This is a genomic window from uncultured Eudoraea sp., from assembly GCF_947258925.1.
Classification (GTDB): Bacteria; Bacteroidota; Bacteroidia; order Flavobacteriales; family Flavobacteriaceae; genus Eudoraea.
The window spans coordinates 81,912-100,693 of sequence record NZ_CAMYKG010000014.1 but is presented as its reverse complement, the minus strand read 5'-3'; the positions used below and the strand labels follow the sequence as shown (position 1 = coordinate 100,693).

The 18,782-nt window shown below is 39.2% G+C and carries 17 protein-coding genes; 9 read left to right on the top strand and 8 right to left on the bottom strand.

Annotated elements, in window-relative coordinates:
* From Q0X77_RS06850 to Q0X77_RS06840, 3 genes are all read right to left on the bottom strand, one after another.
* Positions 1-872 (bottom strand): histidinol-phosphate transaminase (locus Q0X77_RS06850; protein WP_297795015.1); only part of this gene is annotated, 872 nt, incomplete at its 3' end.
* A gap of 199 nt (positions 873-1,071) precedes the next feature.
* Entirely contained in the window at positions 1,072-1,362 is a 291-nt protein-coding gene (locus Q0X77_RS06845) for a hypothetical protein (protein ID WP_297795011.1), read from the bottom strand.
* 25 nt (positions 1,363-1,387) lie between these two features.
* Entirely contained in the window at positions 1,388-1,831 is a 444-nt protein-coding gene (locus Q0X77_RS06840; RefSeq protein WP_297795008.1) for a hypothetical protein, read from the bottom strand.
* A gap of 223 nt (positions 1,832-2,054) precedes the next feature.
* Here Q0X77_RS06840 and Q0X77_RS06835 point away from each other — a divergent pair, with 223 nt between their 5' ends.
* Genes Q0X77_RS06835 through Q0X77_RS06820 form a run of 4 tightly spaced genes read left to right on the top strand, consistent with a single transcriptional unit; the run spans position 2,055 to position 5,563 of the window.
* Entirely contained in the window at positions 2,055-3,248 is a 1,194-nt protein-coding gene (locus Q0X77_RS06835) for an Nramp family divalent metal transporter (protein ID WP_297795004.1), read from the top strand.
* Positions 3,245-3,991 carry a 5-oxoprolinase subunit PxpA gene (gene pxpA / locus Q0X77_RS06830; RefSeq protein WP_297795000.1) on the top strand — a complete coding sequence of 249 codons (747 nt, stop codon included), beginning with the start codon at positions 3,245-3,247 and terminating at the stop codon, positions 3,989-3,991. The genes Q0X77_RS06835 and pxpA overlap by 4 nt, the downstream gene beginning before the upstream one ends.
* Positions 3,988-4,725, top strand: coding sequence for a 5-oxoprolinase subunit PxpB (gene pxpB / locus Q0X77_RS06825; protein WP_297794996.1), 738 nt, complete (start codon positions 3,988-3,990; stop codon positions 4,723-4,725). The genes pxpA and pxpB overlap by 4 nt, the downstream gene beginning before the upstream one ends.
* Positions 4,718-5,563: a biotin-dependent carboxyltransferase family protein gene (locus Q0X77_RS06820; protein ID WP_297794993.1), complete on the top strand. Its 846-nt coding sequence runs from the start codon at positions 4,718-4,720 to the stop codon at positions 5,561-5,563. The genes pxpB and Q0X77_RS06820 overlap by 8 nt, the downstream gene beginning before the upstream one ends.
* Here the strand turns inward: Q0X77_RS06820 and Q0X77_RS06815 are convergent.
* Positions 5,560-6,294, bottom strand: coding sequence for a nitroreductase family protein (locus Q0X77_RS06815; protein ID WP_297794990.1), 735 nt, complete (start codon positions 6,292-6,294; stop codon positions 5,560-5,562). The genes Q0X77_RS06820 and Q0X77_RS06815 overlap by 4 nt on opposite strands.
* Before the next feature lie 290 nt (positions 6,295-6,584).
* Between Q0X77_RS06815 and ilvD the strand changes: the two genes are divergently transcribed.
* From ilvD to Q0X77_RS06790, 5 genes are read left to right on the top strand one after another with little or no spacing between them, the layout of a single operon-like run.
* A complete protein-coding gene (gene ilvD / locus Q0X77_RS06810; RefSeq protein ID WP_297794988.1) occupies positions 6,585-8,261 on the top strand; it encodes a dihydroxy-acid dehydratase in 1,677 nt (558 codons plus the stop codon).
* A 32-nt stretch (positions 8,262-8,293) separates the two neighbouring features.
* Positions 8,294-10,027: a biosynthetic-type acetolactate synthase large subunit gene (gene ilvB, locus Q0X77_RS06805; RefSeq protein WP_297794985.1), complete on the top strand. Its 1,734-nt coding sequence runs from the start codon at positions 8,294-8,296 to the stop codon at positions 10,025-10,027.
* A gap of 6 nt (positions 10,028-10,033) precedes the next feature.
* Entirely contained in the window at positions 10,034-10,561 is a 528-nt protein-coding gene (ilvN, locus tag Q0X77_RS06800) for an acetolactate synthase small subunit (protein WP_297794982.1), read from the top strand.
* Between the two features lie 35 nt (positions 10,562-10,596).
* Positions 10,597-12,072 carry a ketol-acid reductoisomerase gene (gene ilvC, locus Q0X77_RS06795; RefSeq protein ID WP_297794980.1) on the top strand — a complete coding sequence of 492 codons (1,476 nt, stop codon included), beginning with the start codon at positions 10,597-10,599 and terminating at the stop codon, positions 12,070-12,072.
* A 50-nt stretch (positions 12,073-12,122) separates the two neighbouring features.
* The gene (locus tag Q0X77_RS06790; RefSeq protein WP_297794977.1) at positions 12,123-13,715 is read left to right on the top strand and encodes an NADP-dependent glyceraldehyde-3-phosphate dehydrogenase; all 1,593 of its coding nucleotides are present in this window, start codon (positions 12,123-12,125) and stop codon (positions 13,713-13,715) included.
* A gap of 66 nt (positions 13,716-13,781) precedes the next feature.
* On the opposite strand, the gene leuB is transcribed toward Q0X77_RS06790, so the two are convergent.
* From leuB to leuC, 4 genes are read right to left on the bottom strand one after another with little or no spacing between them, the layout of a single operon-like run.
* Positions 13,782-14,840 (bottom strand): 3-isopropylmalate dehydrogenase, encoded by a 1,059-nt coding sequence (gene leuB / locus Q0X77_RS06785; protein ID WP_297794974.1) that lies wholly within the window; start codon positions 14,838-14,840, stop codon positions 13,782-13,784.
* A 51-nt stretch (positions 14,841-14,891) separates the two neighbouring features.
* Positions 14,892-16,409 (bottom strand): alpha-isopropylmalate synthase regulatory domain-containing protein, encoded by a 1,518-nt coding sequence (locus Q0X77_RS06780; RefSeq protein WP_297794971.1) that lies wholly within the window; start codon positions 16,407-16,409, stop codon positions 14,892-14,894.
* A 42-nt stretch (positions 16,410-16,451) separates the two neighbouring features.
* On the bottom strand, positions 16,452-17,048 hold the full coding sequence (gene leuD, locus Q0X77_RS06775; RefSeq protein ID WP_297794968.1) for a 3-isopropylmalate dehydratase small subunit: 597 nt from the start codon (positions 17,046-17,048) through the stop codon (positions 16,452-16,454).
* Positions 17,049-17,078: 30 nt separating this feature from the next.
* Positions 17,079-18,488: a 3-isopropylmalate dehydratase large subunit gene (gene leuC, locus Q0X77_RS06770; RefSeq protein WP_297794965.1), complete on the bottom strand. Its 1,410-nt coding sequence runs from the start codon at positions 18,486-18,488 to the stop codon at positions 17,079-17,081.
* Positions 18,489-18,782: the final 294 nt, after the last annotated feature.

Genomic DNA, 18,782 nt, shown 5'->3' with positions numbered 1-18,782 from the left:
ACAGCATTTTGTTCAATACTAAATTTATAAAATTCGTCATCCCTCAAAGCTTCCTTTGCCGCTTCAATAGCCAGAATGTTGGTATTTGCCATTACAGCCGATTTTAATTCCCGGGCAATTGCGGGTTTCGCGATCAAATAACCAACCCGTAATCCGGCCAGTCCATAAACTTTGGAAAAGGTTTTGGATACGATAATATTCCTTCCCTCTTTTACAAGTTCCACCATTGAAGGATAATCTGGTTCTGTAATAAAATCATAATAGGCTTCATCACTGAATATTACAGCATCTTTATCGTGGGATTTACAAAAATCCAACAAGCTCGATTTATTCAAAAGTGTACCCGTAGGATTATTTGGATTGCAAATAAAAATAAGGCGGGTATCCTTGTTGATCTTTTTTGACATCGCGGGCAAGTCATGCACCATATCATCATTTAAGGGAACACGATGCACTTTGGCTTTAAATGTTTCTGCATAACGCAGCATAGCCTGAAAAGTAGGATCTGCCGCAATAACCTCGCCGCCATTCAACCCATAGACAAGACCCGCAGCTTTCAGACCTTCCGTGGAGCCCCCGGTAACTACGATATGATCTTTTGTAACTCCTTCTTTTAAAGCAATCATCTCCACAAGACCAGACAGACTTCGAAAAGGGTACCTACAGGCTTCATGAAAGGAACCTGAAAGTACTTTCCGAACGCTTTCCGAAGGGCCAAAAGGATTTTCATTGGCATTGAGTAATAATGGAGAATCAGCTGATTTATGAACTGACGGATAATCCAGAGCCATACTTTCAAACCCGCCTAAAAGAGCGAAACCGCCCGACAAACCAACGGTTTTCAACCAATTTCTTCTATCTATATTTTTCATGTTTTAGAATTTGAAAAAAAGATACAAAGAATAATTGAAGAAAATGTCCGGATAAAAAAGAAAGCGTATTAGTAAATCAATATGGTATGTATAGGGAATATATTAGTGTACTGCAGATTCATACAGCAGGAGTGTAACAGACCTTATTGAGAAGTCCATTTTTAGGTATTAATCTCCTGTTATATTCCTGGTTTTACCCTTAATAAAGGGTGTTGGAAATTAAAATGGTTACAATAAGAACAACCATTGCCGAATTTACCGTTATCGCGATGATTTTCTTTTCACTAATAGGTTCATTTCGACCTTTGTAAAGTATAATTGTACCAACTACACCCAAAATTCCTGAAAGGACAATGGGTAATCCGAAGAGATATCTTGAAAATACAGGATTAATATTTACCATAATTGCAAATGCTGCAAATGTTAGTAAAAAAAGGATGAGTTTACTCAACTGATATGATCTCTCTGTATATGAACTATTAGCCTCCATAATTTTCGGGGTTTTTAAAACGCTATTAGATTACTTTGGTATTGGCCCTTAAACCTTCTTTTATTCCCAGAATGTTGTTTACGGTTTCCTTTAAATAATGCTTAATGAGCATATTGGGGATTCTAATGGTTGTGAACCCATCTTGAAACGAATGCATTGTTTCTTCCAGATCATTGATGGCCTGATCGTGGGTAAGCATATGGTATTCTGTGTCTATTTCAATATTCAGCTTCACTCTGGAAAATGCGATATCAACTGACTTCTTTCCGTCCCACCATTCGAGCATTGGATTTACGCCCGCTTCCTTCAAACCGTAATAAAGCCTTATAGCTTCGATAGGGGTATTATTTTGCCTGATGAGTTTGTCCATGCGCTCTCTGTGCCTGGCACATAATTCTACTCCATAGGATTCCATGGACATTCTATGATCCATATAACTAAGCTCTTTTTTACATTCTAAGCATGTCATATTAAGTAGGTAAATTTTTGATTTGGGATAATTATAACCGAGGTTTTTTTGGATTATTATATTTTATCGATGTATGACAACTCACTTTTAGACGAACTGCAATATTTTAGATGAAATGCACTTTTTATGTTAAAATATTTTCAAATTTTAATTGAAATCAGGAGCTCGATAATTCTTTAAAGAGTCTATATTTACTCAGCCATCATTAACTTAATACTATTAAATGTTCAAGAAAATTGGCCCGGGGGTATTAGTTGCTGCAGCTTTTATTGGCCCGGGGACAATAACAGCCTGTACAATTGCCGGTGTTGGGTTTGGCTATGCATTGCTTTGGGCCATGTTACTTTCCATTGTAGCCACGATTATTCTACAGGAAATGTCCGCCAGGGTAGGGGTTATTACGCAAAAAGGACTTGCACAGGTTATAAAAGAGCAATTAAGAATTTCCTGGCTGAGATTTCTTGTAATGGGAATTATTCTGTCTGCTATAGTTATCGGGAATACAGCCTATGAAGCCGGTAATATAAGCGGTGCAACTCTGGGCTTACAGGTTTTATTCAGCTCAAAATATGCAACCTTATATCCATGGGTTATTGGTGGTATTGCTTTTATTTTGCTGTATTTAGGGTCTTATAAGACCCTGGAAAAGGTATTTATTACTCTTGTCTTAATCATGAGCGTTTCTTTTGTTCTAACTGCTATCTTAACTAAACCGGATATAAAAGAAATGCTGACAGGGTTATTTATACCTGCGATTCCCAATGGCAGCCTGTTTAATATCATCGCTTTGGTAGGCACTACGGTGGTGCCCTATAATTTATTTTTACATGCCTCATTGATAAAGGAAAAGTGGAATTCTTCAGATGATCTGGAAAGTGTGCGAAGAGATACTTTTTTATCTATTGGACTGGGTGGACTGATTTCCTTAGCAATTATTATATCTGCTGCGGCAATTAATTCGACCGAAGTTAAGGATGCATTGGATCTGGCCAAAGGTTTGGAGCCATTGTACGGCCAGAGCGCTAAATATTTAATGGGGATTGGGCTTTTTGCAGCCGGGATAACATCGGCTATTACGGCTCCCTTAGCAGCAGCTTATGTAGCCAATAGTTGTTTTGGATGGAATGCTACAGTCACAGATATCCGATTCAGGCTTGTTTGGATGTTTGTCCTTTTTATTGGCGTAATTTCACTCTCCTTTGGAATCAGGCCAATTGTAATTATACAGTTTGCACAGGTAGCTAATGGGTTGTTGTTACCTATTATTGGATTGATTTTGATTTGGATAGTAAATAAAAAGGCAGTTCTTGGTGAATTTAAGAATACCTTTTGGCAGAACATACCTGCGCTATTTATCATTATTTTAGTAATTCTACTTGGGGCTAAAAGTGTTTTAAGTGTCTTTGGGATAATATGACAGACAAATTGTATATAGATATTAATTGCGACGTAGGTGAGGGTATAGGTAATGAACATGCTCTTTTCCCTCATATCAGCTCATGCAATATAGCTTGTGGTGGCCATGCAGGCGATAACACTTCGATGACCGAAATAGTTGATCTGGCAAAAAAGTATGGAATTAAAGTAGGTGCTCACCCTTCATATCCGGACAGGGAAAATTTTGGTCGTAAATCAATGCAAATTGAGAAAAGCCATTTAATAGATAGTATCAGGAAACAAATAAGGGAATTAGAAAGGATATTGAACACCGCCGGAATGGAGCTACATCACATTAAAGCCCATGGAGCCTTATATAATGACATAGCGCGGGATTTGGAATTATCTAAACTTTATTTGGAAAGCATTAGTAAGTATAAGGATGTTGTTTTATTATACCTGCCTTTTAATTCAGTTATTGAGGAAGAGGCCAGAAAGCAAGGGTATAAAATACGCCTAGAAGCTTTTGGCGATCGAAATTATAATGAGGATTTAAGTCTTGTTTCCCGGGATTTGCCAAACGCCTTGATAGAAGGACCAAAACAAGTCTTAGATCATATTATATCCATGGTCCTGAATAAGGAGGTTAATACCATTAACGGAGTTAAAAGACCAATTAAGGCAGATACTTATTGTATTCATGGGGATACAGTTACCGCTTTGCAAATATTAATGTATCTTTCGGACGAACTGCCTAAACAGCATATTTTTCTAAAAAAGTGAGTTCGTATCCCATATCAATTAGACCTTTTGGAGAGCAGGCAATTTTGATAGAATGGCCAAATGAGGTGTCGGAAGCAATCCTTTATGATATCCTTGATTTTGCGGAAAGTTTCAAACTGGATTTTAAAGACGCTTTAAATTGGGAATTAGTCCCGTCCTACAACTCTCTTACCCTAATAAACCGCAACAAGAGCATAGAGTTCTCTAAAATCAGATTTCAAATAGAGGAATGCTATAAGAACCGTAAGGTTGGCGGAACCCCCCAACGATATTTATGGAAATTGCCTGTCTGCTATGACCTTGAATTCGGGATTGATTTGGAAGAAGTTTCCAGAAATTTAGGTAAGCGAATTGAAGAAATTATAAAAGCACACACAGAGCACATTTACACGGTTTACGGAATAGGGTTTTTACCAGGTTTCATGTATTTGGGAGGTTTGCCCGGAGAATTGGAAACCCCAAGGAAATCGGTGCCAAGACTCAGTGTTCCCAAGGGATCTGTTGGTCTTGCAGGTAAACAAACAGGGATATATCCTCAGGAATCCCCGGGGGGTTGGAATATTATAGGAAATTGTCCAATAGCTCTTTTTAATGTGAATCTTGCAAAGCCTTGCTTTGTCAGTGTAGGTGATCAGATTCAGTTTTATGCTGTTACGCGTGCAGAATATGATTTACATAAAATAGAGACAGAAGTTGGAATCTATAACCTCGATAAAATCAAATTAGATGATTAAAGTAATTCAGCCGGGGTTTTTTACTACAATTCAGGATACCGGGAGATTTGGATACCGGGACAAGGGAGTGCCTGTATGTGGATGTATGGATAATTACTCCGCCTCCATGGCCAATTCGCTATTGGAAAACGATGAAACGGATGCAGTTATGGAAATTACAATGACTGGCCCTAAACTTGAATTTCAGACTTCGAGTTTTTTCTCTGTAACCGGCGCTGATATGTCACCCGAGTTAAATGGAAGCCCTGTCAATTCCTATGAAGTGCATAAGGTTAATGAAGGGGATATATTATCTTTCGGAAAACTAATGAATGGTTTTAGAAGTTATCTTGCTGTTAAAGGTGGTTTCCAGACTGAAATAAAATTAGGAAGCAGATCATTTTACAAACCGGTGACGGATAAGAACCGCATTAAGGAAAGAATGGAGATATCCATTGAAGAGTTCAAAGAATTTTCTCCAAAAATTAGTCACATAATACCTGAAGCCCGGCACAAGGAACACGAATTATTAGTTTATCAAGGTCCTGAATATAATATATTAAAAGCCGATCAATTAAAGTTATTATTTAATACTAAATTTACAATTGCCAAGGAGAATAATCGGATGGCATATCAGCTTGAAGAATTAATTGCAGGGCATGCTCACAAGATGTTAACTTCCGCAACGCTGCCGGGAACAGTGCAGTTAACACCTGCCGGAAAATTGATCATTTTAATGCGCGACGGACAGACCACCGGCGGATACCCAAGGGTCCTTCAATTAGCAACTAAATCAATTGCCATCTTATCTCAAAAGAAATTCGGGGATAAAATTTCGTTACACCCTCTAGGACGCTAGATTTCTTTATAAACTTGTTTAAAAGGAATCCTGAATCGCGGACCATACACACCTTCAGGATCCCGAACACCACAGGCAATTACCATATTAATCTCGGCACTGCCTGGCAGGCCTAATATTCGTTTAATACGTAAGGTGTCTGAACCTTCCATAGGGCAGGTGTCGTAGCCAATAGCCGCCATAGAAATCATAAAGTTCTGCGCTGCCAATGCGGCACTTTTATGGGCTACAATTCGCATATCAGAGTGTCGGACTTGTCTGTAGGCGGGTTTGAATAAACCTACCATGAAAAAAACGAAATAGCGTAACAGTCCCAGAATACCAAAGAAATCAAAGTATAGCGAAGGGATAAGCTTTTTGTAATAACTTATTGCAAATTTTTCTTTGCTATCATATTTTTCAATAGGTTTATCACCAAAACTCTTCTTTAGAAAATTCAGATTCGCTTTGGCCCTTGTCCTCCACAGCTTCTTTCGTGCAACAATTACAACCAATTGCTTGGCTGTTTTAGCGGCAGGTTGGTTAAAACAAGCAGCACTTATCTTTTTTTGAACATCTTTACTGGTAATATGATAAAATTCCCATAGCTGCAAATTGCTACTTGTAGGAGCCAGTGCTGCGTTCTCAAGACATTGTTTAACGACTTCAGTATCAATTTCTTCATCAGGTTTATAAATACGTACTGACCTTCTGTAGGCGATTGCTTCGGTAACGGTTTTTTCTGTTTTCATGGGTATCTGAGATCTCTGTACCCGCAAAGAAAGGATTATACTTTTTTACAAACAAATATTTCCACTGACTTAAAATCCACTTTAAAAAATTAGCTAAAACTACAGTAACCCATTTATTGAATATGGGATATAACACATATTTAAATAGTTGAAAATCAATGTATTGTGTTAATAATCGTTTTATTGAATTTGAACCAGTAATAAATGTTAAAAAGCCGAACTTTTATAAACAAGTATCTTTGAAATCTATAGCTATTAATAGCTCATAATAATATAAGAGAACTGTTTTAATGGAATTGAATAAATACAGCAAAAATGTAACTCAGGATCCTACCCAACCAGCTGCACAGGCAATGTTGTACGCACTTGGTTTAAAAGAGGAGGATTTGAAAAAACCCTTTATTGGAATTGGCAGTACAGGTTACGAGGGAAACCCCTGTAATATGCACTTGAACGATCTTGCTCAGGAGGTAAAACAGGGAGTTCAAGATAGCAATTTGGTGGGTCTTGTATTTAATACCATTGGAGTTAGTGATGGGATATCCATGGGTACTTACGGCATGCGTTATTCCTTGCCTTCAAGAGATATTATTGCAGATTCAATGGAAACTGTAGTTCAGGCTATGAATTATGATGGTTTGGTCACTGTTGTTGGTTGTGATAAGAATATGCCAGGCGCTTTAATGGCGATGATTCGTTTAGATCGCCCCTCTATTTTGGTATATGGCGGAACAATAGCTTCCGGTTGTTATAAGGATAAAAAACTTGATATTGTTTCTGCATTTGAAGCCTGGGGAGAGAAAGTAGCCGGGACAATGAATGAGAAGGATTTTAAGAGTGTCATTCAGAATGCATGCCCCGGGGCAGGAGCATGCGGCGGTATGTACACTGCCAATACTATGGCTTCAGCTATAGAAGCTTTGGGAATGGCTTTACCGTATAACTCATCAAATCCGGCAATAGGGAAAGAAAAGCATGAGGATTGTATTAACGCCGGTAAGTCGATGGAATATTTAATTGAGAATGATATCAAACCCAGTGATATTATTACAAGGAAGTCATTTGAAAATGCAATTCGGCTTATAACTGTAATGGGGGGTTCTACTAATGCAGTTTTACATTTTTTAGCAATTGCAAAAGCTGCTAACATTGATTTTACTTTGGATGATTTTCAAAAGATAAGTGATACAACACCATTTCTGGCGGACTTAAAACCCAGTGGAAAATATTTGATGGAGGATATTCATCGCGTTGGGGGTACCCCTGCGGTAATGAAATTCATGCTTGAAAACGGTATGTTGCACGGGGATTGTTTAACAGTGACCGGAAAGACCATCGCTGAAAATTTAGCAGATTTGCCAGATTTAAAGTCGGGTCAGAAAGTAGTAAAATCCTTGGAAGACCCAATTAAAGCAACAGGGCACCTGCGTATTCTTTATGGCAATCTGGCCAAAGAGGGTGCAGTAGCGAAAATAACCGGTAAAGAAGGACTTCATTTTACCGGACCTGCTAAAGTTTTTGAAGATGAATTCAAGGCAAATGATGGCATTGGCAAAGGATTGGTTAAAAAAGGTGATGTGGTTGTAATAAGGTATGAAGGTCCGAAAGGAGGACCCGGTATGCCGGAGATGTTAAAACCTACCGCGGCGATAATGGGGGCCGGACTAGGAAAAGACGTAGCCTTAATAACAGATGGACGATTTTCCGGAGGCACCCATGGGTTTGTTGTAGGGCATATTTCCCCTGAAGCACAGGATGGAGGGGTCATTGCCTTGGTACGTAACGGGGATATAATTACTATTGATGCCGAAAAGAATATCATCTCGGTAGATATTACAGATGAGGAGATCAACGAAAGACGTGAGAAATGGGTACAACCGGCTCTTAAAGTAAGAAGGGGAAGTCTTTACAAATATGCAAAAACTGTTTCTTCAGCCTCCCAGGGTTGCGTAACAGATGAGATTTAGGTTACTATAGCATTTAAAAAATACTATTGCGTATGCAAACATTAAAGGAAACAAAACCGAAAAAACACAAAGAAACTGCAATAAGAATCAGTGGTGCTGAAGCAATTATCCATTGTCTCCTTGCGGAAGATGTGGATTTAATTTATGGCTATCCGGGAGGCGCAATAATGCCTGTCTATGATGAATTATATAAGTTTCAGGATAAGCTTCATCACGTACTCACAAGGCACGAACAGGGGGCAACGCATGCAGCGCAGGGATATGCACGTGTTACCGGCAAGGTTGGGGTAGCAATTGCAACTTCCGGACCTGGAGCCACAAATTTAGTTACAGGCCTTGCTGATGCCCAGATAGATTCTACCCCTATGATTTGTATAACGGGTCAGGTGCCCCGTCATTTACTGGGATCTGATGCATTTCAGGAAACCGATATTATTGGAATTTCTACTCCGGTAACCAAATGGAATTATCAGATTACAAAAGCTTCTGAAATTCCTGAAATCATGGCCAGGGCATTTTTTATTGCAAAATCTGGTCGCCCGGGTCCGGTTTTAATTGATATTACAAAAAACGCACAATTTGAAGAATTTGACTTTAGCTATAGTCGATGTATTGCAGTGCGCAGTTATAAGCCCAATCCTAAGCCTCAAATTGATAAAATTGAAGCTGCGGCAGAATTAATTAATAGTGCGAAAAAACCATTTATAGTTTTCGGACACGGCACAATTCTGGCACAAGCGGAGGATGAACTTCGACAGTTGGTTGAAAAAGCCGGGATTCCTGCCGCGTGGACAATTTTAGGATTGTCTGCCATGGACACAGATCATCCTTTAAATGTGGGTATGGTGGGTATGCATGGGAACTATGGTCCAAACATTCTTACCAATGAATGTGATGTTCTTATTGCCATAGGGATGCGTTTTGATGATAGGGTAACCGGCAATTTGGAAACCTATGCAAAGCAGGCTAAAGTTATTCATTTTGAAATAGACCCCGCAGAAATCGATAAAAATGTGCAGGCAGATGTTGCCATTTTAGGTAATGCGAAGGAATCACTCGAATTATTATTGCCATTAATCAAGGAAAATAAGCATGAAGCATGGCTCTCTGAGTTTAAAAAGTGCTACGAAGAAGAATATGAAGCAGTTATCAAAAATGATCTTTACCCAACCAAACCGGGGCTTACAATGGGTGAAGTAATTGAGGAAATTAATAAAGCATCAGAAAACAAGGCGGTAATAGTTACCGACGTCGGACAGCATCAAATGATTGCATGCAGATATGCAAAATTTAAACAATCCAAAAGTAATATTACTTCCGGGGGATTGGGGACTATGGGGTTTGCACTTCCTGCTGCCATAGGTGCCAAAATGGGAGCGATGGACAGAGAAGTTGTAGCCATAATTGGGGATGGAGGTTTTCAAATGACAATTCAGGAATTAGCAACTATTTTTCAGAATAAAACTCCAGTTAAAATAGTTGTTCTGAACAATGGACACCTTGGGATGGTAAGGCAATGGCAGGAATTGTTTTTTGAAAGGAGGTATGCATCCACCGTGATGACAAATCCCGATTTTATTAAAATTGCCGAAGGTTACCATATAGAAGCCAAAAGGGTGGATGAGCGCAAGGAACTTAAGCCCGCAGTTGAGGCCATGATGGCTTCAAATGAGCCATTCTTTCTGGAAGTTACTGTTGAAAATGAAGATAATGTCTTCCCTATGATCCCTTCCGGGGCATCGGTTTCAGATATTCGTTTAAAATAAACTAAGATGGAAAAAAAGTGGTTTACTATTTCGGTTTATTCCGAAAATAATGTTGGATTGCTCAATAGAATATCGGGTATATTCCTAAAAAGGCACATTAATGTAGAAAGCTTAAATGTTTCAAAATCAGAAATTGAGCATGTGTCCAAGTTTACTATTGTTGTCAATACCACAGAAGATTGGACAAGAAAAATAGTAGCGCAGATTGAAAAACAAATTGAAGTAATTAAGGCTTATTATCATACTGATGAAGAAACCATTTATCAGGAATCGGCTCTGTTCAAAATAGCATCACATCTGTTATTTGATGAACCCGAAATTCAGAATATTATCTCACAGCATAAATCAAAGATTGTAACGGTATCAAGAGAATATTTTGTTTTAGCGAAGACCGGGAGGAGGCATGAAATTGATGAGATGCATGACGACTTAGAACCTTATGGCATAATGCAATTTGTGCGTTCCGGGAGGATAACAGTTACGAAATCTGAAATGCCTATTACCTCAATAATCAATGAGTTTTATCAATCCTAATCATATAGAGAATCAAAAATTAACTATTATTAAAAATGACAAATTATTTTAATACCCTCTCTTTAAGAGACCAATTATTACAGCTGGGAAAATGCAGGTTTATGGAATCAAACGAATTTTCTGATGGCGTAAATGCACTAAAGTCAAAAAAGATCGTTATCGTGGGTTGTGGAGCCCAAGGCTTAAACCAGGGCTTAAATATGAGGGATTCCGGACTTGACATCTCTTACACGCTTAGAGAAGCCGCTATAAAAGAAAAACGTCAGTCTTATAAAAATGCTTCTGAAAATGGTTTTAAGGTGGATACCTACGAAAATTTGGTGCCTGAGGCGGATCTGGTAATAAATTTAACACCCGACAAACAACACACAGCCGTGATAAATGCTGTAATGCCGTTAATGAAAAAAGGCGCAACCTTATCCTATTCACACGGGTTTAATATTGTAGAGGAAGGTATGCAAATCCGAAAGGACTTAACCGTTATCATGGTCGCTCCCAAATGTCCCGGTTCGGAAGTGCGAGAGGAATATAAAAGAGGTTTTGGAGTTCCTACATTGATTGCAGTGCACCCCGATAATGACCCTGAGGGTAAAGGTTATGAACAGGCAAAGGCATATGCTGTTGCTACAGGAGGTCATAGAGCCGGAGTTTTAGAGTCGTCTTTTGTTGCAGAAGTAAAGTCTGATTTAATGGGAGAACAAACCATTCTCTGTGGTTTGTTACAAACAGGTTCTATTCTTTGTTTTAATAAAATGCTGGAGAAAGGCGTTGAACCGGGCTATGCATCCAAACTTATTCAATATGGTTGGGAGACGGTCACGGAAGGATTGAAATACGGAGGAATCACTAATATGATGGATCGTTTATCAAATCCTGCAAAGATTAAAGCCTTTGAATTATCGGAAGAGTTAAAAGATATTATGAGACCTTTATTTCATAAGCATATGGATGATATTATGAGTGGTCATTTTTCCAAGACAATGATGGAAGATTGGGCTAATGATGATAAAAACCTATTATCCTGGCGGGCAGAGACCGGTGAAACCGCATTCGAAAAAACGGCGGCCGGTAATAATGAAATTTCTGAGCAGGAATATTATGATAATGGGGTACTAATGGTTGCATTGGTTAGAGCAGGAGTAGAGTTGGCGTACGAATCCATGACTGAATCCGGGATAATAGGAGAATCTGCGTATTATGAATCACTTCACGAAACGCCACTTATTGCTAATACTATTGCCAGAAAGAAATTATTTGAAATGAACAGGGTAATATCTGATACTGCAGAATATGGTTGTTATTTGTTCGATCATGCATGTAAACCTCTTTTGAGTGATTTTATGAAAAATGTGGATATAGATGTTATTGGCACTCCATTTGGCCAGGGTAAGGATCATGGTGTGGATAATGCCAAACTAATTGCGGTGAATAAAGCCCTTCGTGAGCACCCGGTTGAAGTAATTGGTGCAAGACTAAGGGAATCTATGACAGCAATGAAGCCAATTGTTTAGACAATACTCAGCATCCATAGTTAACATCGTTATTATTAAAGGAAAAATAAATGGAAACTACCTTATCAATCATACCAGATGCATTTCGTATTACGGAGCCACTTCATCAAAAAACCTATTTGATAAATGGTGAATTAAAGGTGTGGCAAGGCGCTACATCAGAAGTTTATTCTACCATTTCAAGTACTTCAGAATATGCGCCAACATTGCTTGGATCTGTTCCGGATATGGCTGAAAATGAGGCTTTGGAAGCACTAGATGCAGCGGTAAAAGCCTACGATCAGGGACAGGGTGTATGGCCAACCATGCGCGTTAGAGACCGGATTGAATGCATGGAAAAATTTGTCCGTATAATGGAGACCAAAAGGGACGAAGTGGTCAAGTATTTAATGTGGGAAATAGGTAAAACCCTGCCAGATTCTGAAAAAGAATTTGACAGGACTGTAGAATACATCTACGATACAATTGAAGACTATAAGGAACTGGATCGAAACTCTGCAAAATTTGAAAAGAATGCAGGGGTCTATGCACATATAAGAAGAGGGCCTTTGGGGGTTGTACTTTGTTTAGGGCCTTATAATTATCCCTTAAATGAAACCTTCTGTTTGCTGATTCCTGCCATAATTATGGGGAATACAGCAGTTTTTAAACCGGCTAAGCAAGGCGTTCTTTTGATTTCACCTTTAATAGAAGCCTTTAAAGAGAGTTTTCCCAAAGGTGTTGTAAATGTATTGTTCGGTCGCGGCCGTGCTATTGCCGGGCCTATTATGAAAACGGGTAAAGTTGATGTTTTGGCATTAATAGGACATAGTTCTTCTGCAAATGCTTTACAAAATCAACACCCCAAGAGTAATCGCTTACGTCTTGTATTGGGCCTGGAAGCAAAGAACCCGGCTATTGTATTGCCAGATGCAAATTTGGACCTGGCTATCACAGAATGCCTTGCAGGTGCTTTGTCTTTCAACGGTCAGCGATGTACTGCGCTTAAAGTTATATATGTACACAAGGATATAGTTGAAGAATTTAATAAGAAATTTTCACAAAGAGTTGATGAACTGAAATTCGGAAATCCATGGGAAGAAGGCGTTACGCTTACTCCATTGCCGGAGTCGGGTAAGCCAAACTACATACAAGAATTAATTGATGATGCTTTGGATAAAGGGGCGCATATTCTTAATGCCAAGGGAGGAGAACATTCTGATAACTATATCTGGCCCGCAGTTCTTTACCCGGTAACCAAGGATATGAAGGTATATGAAGAAGAACAGTTTGGGCCCGTGATCCCAGTCCTTTCATTTGAAGATATTCAGGAACCTTTGGATGATATGGCCGAGTCTAACTACGGCCAACAAGTAAGTTTATTCGGGAGTGACGTATATGCGCTCGCACCCTTAATTGATAATTTGGCTAACCTGGTTTGTCGTGTGAATTTAAATAGTTCCTGTCAACGCGGCCCCGATGTTTATCCTTTTACAGGGAGAAAAGATTCTGCGGTTGCTACATTAAGTGTTCATGATGCATTGCGATCATTTTCTATAAGAACGTTTGTCGCGTCTAAGGATACCGAATTAAATAACGATATTCTTGAAAAGTTATTAGAAACTAAGTTATCTAACTTTATCAGTACGGACTACCTTCTTTAATTTTAGTTTGAAGTAAAAAAATAGCCGTGGAAAACTAAATAGTGATCCCCGGCTTTCATTTATTTCTTATTGGATATTAGCTGCAAGCCAATTACCCACTTCACTGGTTTTATAAGACTTTCCACCTTCAGCCAGATCTTCTGTAACGATTCCTTCTGCAAGGGACTTATTTACCACTTTTCGTATTGCTTCTGCTTCCTCACTTAAGTCAAAACCGTCAAATAACATGGCTGCAGATAAAACAGTGGCCAGAGGATTGGCAATATCTTTGCCTGCTGCTTGCGGGTAAGACCCATGAATTGGTTCATATAAAGCTATGCGCTCTCCAATTGAAGCCGAAGGCATAAGTCCCATTGAGCCCGAAATTACGGAAGCCTCATCTGTAAGAATATCCCCAAAAAGGTTCTCGGTAATCAAAACATCATATTCACTTGGCCATTGCACAAGTCGCATAGCCACGGCATCCACAAATTCGTAAGAAACGGTAACCTCCGGATAGTCCTTTTCCATAGCCTGTACGGTTTCTCGCCAAAGCCGTGAAGATTCCAATACATTAGCTTTATCTACGCAACATAGCCGTTTAGACCTTTTTTGGGCCATTTCAAAACCTTTTTGAGCCAAACGTTTAATTTCAGCCCGGGTATACGTACAAGTGTCATATGCTGTTTCACCATCATCTTCCCTTCCTCGCTTTCCAAAATAGATACCCCCGGTAAGTTCTCTTAAAAACACCAGATCTGTACCTTCTATCCGTTCCCTTTTTAAAGGAGATTTATCAATCAAGGAAGGAAATGTAAAAGTTGGCCTCACATTAGCAAATAAACCTAATTTTTGACGCATTCTTAACAGGCCTTGTTCCGGACGGACTTTTGCCGAAGGATCATTATCATATTTAGGATGTCCAATTGCCCCAAATAAAACAGCATCGGAAGTTTCACATATTTTATGGGTGTCTTCGGGGTAAGGGTCTCCCACAGCATCAATTGCAGCAGCTCCGGTTAAAGCTGGTCTCCAATTTATATCGTGGCCATACTTTTCTGCCACGACATTGCATACTTTGACCGCCTGATCTATCACTTCCGGTCCAATTCCGTCACCGGCTAAGAGTGCTATATTTAGTTTCATATTGTTTTTATGATCTGATTAATGGTAAATAATTGTCTTTTAAAAAGGTTCTTATATGATATTCAACATTTTTTCTGTCGCCTTAATTGCTGAAACAGTCTGATCAGAATCAAGGCCGCGGGTAATAAAGTCATTTCCTTTATCCTGCCAGGTAATAATGGTCTCGCATAAAGCATCCGAGTTACTGCCGGGAGGTATGCGCACCGCATAATCAATGAGTGTCGGGAGTTCTATTTTTTTGGATTTGTATACTTTTCTCAGGGCGTTCATAAATGCATCGAACTGCCCGTCGCCCTGCGCATTTTCTTCAAAGGCGTCTCCATTGATTTCAACCGCCACCGTTGTTGACGGTTTGAGGCCCTTGGAATGGGTAAGCACATAGGATTTGACAAAGACTTTTTGCTGGTAAGGCTCAGTATCCAAAACATCCGAAATAATATAGGGGAGGTCCTCTTTGGTGACTTTCTCCTTTTTGTCTCCCAACTCAATGATTCGTTCGGTTACTCTCTTTATTTCTTCATCATTGAGCGTAAGTCCCAATTCCTGAAGATTTTTTTGGATATTCGCTTTTCCTGAGGTTTTGCCCAATGCATATTTGCGTTTTCTACCGAAGCGTTCGGGCAATAAGTCATTAAAGTATAAGTTCTTTTTATTATCACCATCTGCATGTATTCCAGCTGTTTGGGTAAAAACATTGTCGCCTACAATAGGTTTGTTGGCAGGAATTCCAAATCCGGTAAAAGTAGATACAAGCTTACTGACTTTAAAAAGTGAGGATTCATGCACATTGATTTCAATATCGGGCATAAAATCATTCACAACGGCTACAACACTAGCCAATGGGGCATTGCCAGCTCGTTCCCCCATTCCATTTATGGTTAAATGTAATCCGTGACAACCGGCCTTCAAAGCTTCCATAACATTCGCTACACTAAGATCGTAATCGTTGTGACCGTGAAAATCGAAATGCATATCAGGATAACGGGATATGATTCGGGATATAAAATCAAAAGTCTCAGCATGTGTCAGAATACCCAGGGTATCAGGCAACAATATTCTTTTAATTGGCTGCGTTGCCAGGAAGTCCAGAAACTGAAAAACGTATTCAGGAGAATTCCGCATCCCATTACTCCAATCTTCCAGGTATACATTTGTAGTAATCCCTTGTTTTTCTGCCTTGCTTAGCACTGCAGCAATATCATTAAAATGCTCTTCCGGTGTTTTCTTAAGTTGATAGGTAAGGTGGTTTAAAGATCCTTTTGTTAACAGGTTTTGTACTTTCGCACCTGCTTTTTCCATCCATTTCAGGGATAGTCCGTTATCTACAAAAGTGAGCACTTCTATACGATCTAAGTACCCTACACTCTCTGCCCATTCGGCTATTGAACGAACCGAATTGAATTCGCCTTCCGAAACTCGGGCAGACGCAACTTCTATACGATCTACTTTCAATTCATCCAGAAGTAGTCTTGCCAGGGTTAGCTTCTCTGAAGCAGTAAAGGATACCCCTGAGGTTTGTTCTCCATCCCGCAATGTTGTATCCATTATTTCAATTTTCCTCCGATTCATGCTGAAGTTAAATAGCTTATGAAGTAATAGTCTTTATTGATATTAAAGCGGTGTATCCTTTGCAAATGTTTCTATTTTATCCTGAATATTTAACAAATAATCAATATCGTCAAATCCGTTGAGTAAATTTTCCTTTTTATAGTCGTTTATTTCGAAATTTTCCTTTTCTCCGGTAGACTTTATTGTAAAGGTTTGTTCCGGCAGGTTAACTTCGAATTCTGCATTAGGATCAGCTTCGATTGCTTCAAATATCTTTACAAGAAAGTCCGGGCTTACTTGTAAGGGCAAAACACCAATATTCATACAGTTGCCTCTGAATATATCCGCAAAAAAACTGCTTACAACACAACGAAAACCATAATCATAAATGGCCCAGGCTGCGTGTTCTCTTGAAGAACCGGATCCAAAGTTTTTACCACCAACCAATATTTTACCACCATAAATTGGGTTATTAAGAACGAATTGTTCTTTTGGCGTATTGTCAGGGTTATATCTCCAATCCCGAAATAGGTTATCTCCAAATCCTTTTCGTTCCGTTGCTTTCAGAAACCGGGCCGGAATAATCTGATCTGTATCCACATTTTCTATGGGGAGAGGTACTGCCGTACTGTTTAAAACTTTAAATTTATCGTATGCCATTCGTTTATATCCGTTAATGATTAGTAAAAATTAAGCTGTTTCAAACACCATCAGCTCCCTTGGATCCGTAACCCTCCCTGTAATAGCCGCAGCAGCTGCAACAAGCGGACTCGCGAGCAATGTTCTTGCTCCTGGCCCCTGTCTTCCTTCAAAGTTTCTGTTAGAAGTACTCACCGCATATTTACCGGCTGGAATCTTATCATCATTCATAGCCAGACAAGCCGAGCATCCTGGCTCCCTTAATTCAAAACCTGCCTTATTCAAAATTTCTAACAAACCTTCTTCCTTAATAGCTTCTTCTACTTTATGAGATCCGGGGACCAGCCAGGCAGTAACGTTTTCTGCTTTTTGTTTCCCTTTAACCAAACTTGTAAAAGCCCGGAAATCTTCTATTCGACCATTGGTACAACTTCCCAGAAAGACAAAATCGATTGCTTTACCCAGCATATTTTCTCCTTCCTGAAAATCCATATACTGCAACGACTTTTTATAAGTGGCGGCGCCTCCTTCGATTGCATTCGCTAAAGGAATTCCACCAGAAATACCAATTCCCATTCCCGGATTAGTACCATAGGTGATCATTGGTTCTATATCTTCACCATTGAAGGTAATTTCATGATCAAAAACCGAATCGTCATCGGTATACAAAGTCTCCCAATATTTCATTGCCTTATCCCAGGCCTCACCCTTTGGAGTAAATTCTCTATTTTTTATATAATCAAATGTCTTTTCGTCTGGTGCTACCATACCACCGCGTGCACCCATCTCAATACTGAGATTACATACCGTCATACGTCCTTCCATAGACATCTGCTTAAAGATATCTCCGGCGTATTCCACAAAATATCCGGTAGCTCCCGAAGTACTTAATTGAGAAATAATATACAGGGCTACATCTTTTGGTGTTACGGCACTATTTAGTTTGCCATTAATAGTAATCCGCATGCTTTTTGGTTTAGGCTGCATAATACACTGTGTTGCCAATACCATTTCCACTTCTGAAGTACCTATACCAAATGCAATGGCCCCAAATGCACCATGGGTTGATGTATGAGAGTCTCCGCACACTATAGTGGCACCAGGGAGCGTAATTCCATTCTCCGGCCCAATTACATGTACGATCCCATTTTTTTCATGACCAAGTCCCCAATAAGGAATATGGTGTTCCTCAGCGTTTTGTTCCAACGCCCGTAATTGATTCGCCGATAACGGATCCTTAACAGGGAGATGCTGGTTCAGTGTAGGTGTATTGTGGTCAGCAGTAGCAAAAGTGCGCTCAGGGTATAATACCTTGATATTTCTACTTTTTAATCCCAAAAATGCAACGGGACTTGTCACCTCATGAACCAGATGACGGTCGATAAACAAGACATCAGGACCATCTGCTACCTTTTGGACTACATGTGCGTCCCAAACTTTATCAAATAATGTTTTTTTCATATAATCTTCAAATAACTAAGAATTAGCTTTTTAACACAGCTAACAAATGTATGAAATACAAGTAAAAGAGGATAAAACCAAGTGCTTTAAAATTACGATGTTCAAGAAGTAAATAGGTAATATAAAGTACTGATAAACAATAGTTTATAGTAAATAAGTGTGTCACCCGGCTTTATGTTAACAGTACGTACGGATTTATCTTTTGTATTGAATCCAAAATAATCGATGAATTTTTTAGTGCAATTCGGATACACAATGCGCATTTAACTCTTTAACATTACTGTAACTATATGC